The organism is Methanohalophilus sp. WG1-DM (genome assembly GCF_004104135.1).
Taxonomy (GTDB): domain Archaea; phylum Halobacteriota; class Methanosarcinia; order Methanosarcinales; family Methanosarcinaceae; genus Methanohalophilus; species Methanohalophilus euhalobius.
Genome location: NZ_RRBA01000036.1, coordinates 1 through 849 on the forward strand (window position 1 = coordinate 1; position 849 = coordinate 849).

Here is an 849-nt window from a genome sequence, read left to right on the forward strand (position 1 = left end):
CAGGAAGCCCTGGATGCAGGTTTAACTCCTTTCGAGATCATCAATGATGGTCTGTCTGTGGGTATGAAGATCATCGGTGACAAATTCGAAGCCGCCGAAGTCTACCTTCCCCAGATAATGATGTCTGCCAAGGCCATGAAAGCCGCCATGGAAATTCTAGATCCAATCCTTGCAGAAGATGAGACCTCAGAATCCGTTGGAACCTGCATCAAGTTCGTCCAGGAAGGCGACATCCACGATATAGGTCACAGGCTTGTTGCAACCATGCTCGGTGCAAACGGTTTCACCGTTATCGACATGGGTGTTGACGTACCCAACGACAAGGTCATCGAAGAAGTAGCAGCCCACAAAGGCGAGAAACTTCTGCTCTCCGGCTCTGCCCTTATGACCACTTCCATGCTCGGCCAGAAAGACGTCATGCGTCTGCTCGAAGAAGAAGGTCTGCGTGACTCTGTAAAAGTAATGTTCGGTGGAGCTCCGGTCACAGATTCCTGGATTAAGGAAATCGGTGCTGACGCAACAGCAGAAAACGCAGCAGAAGCAGCAAACGTGGCTCTTGACTTAATGAAATAAAATCTGGAGGATTAATTTATGACATTTACCAAATCCGTAACTTGCTATGATTTTTATGACCGTGCCCAGACCGGTGAGAAATGCACCCAGGATGACTGGGACTTAATGACCATCCCGATGAAGTCAATGGAACTGAAGCAGAAATACAATCTTGACTTTGGTAAGGAATTTGTTCCAACCGACAAGGACCAGATGGAAAGGCTGTTCAAAGCCGGTTTCGAGATGCTTCTGGACTGTGGTATCTGGTGTACCGACACCCACCGTATCGTCAAATAC

The 849-nt window shown here is 48.2% G+C and carries 2 protein-coding genes; both read left to right on the top strand.

The genetic code is table 11. The features are described 5' to 3' along the window. Positions 1-573: methyltransferase cognate corrinoid protein (locus CI957_RS10290; RefSeq protein WP_128754797.1), on the top strand; the 573-nt coding region annotated here is incomplete at its 5' end. An 18-nt stretch (positions 574-591) separates the two neighbouring features. Further along, positions 592-849 (top strand): monomethylamine:corrinoid methyltransferase (locus tag CI957_RS10295; RefSeq protein ID WP_128754798.1); only part of this gene is annotated, 258 nt, incomplete at its 3' end.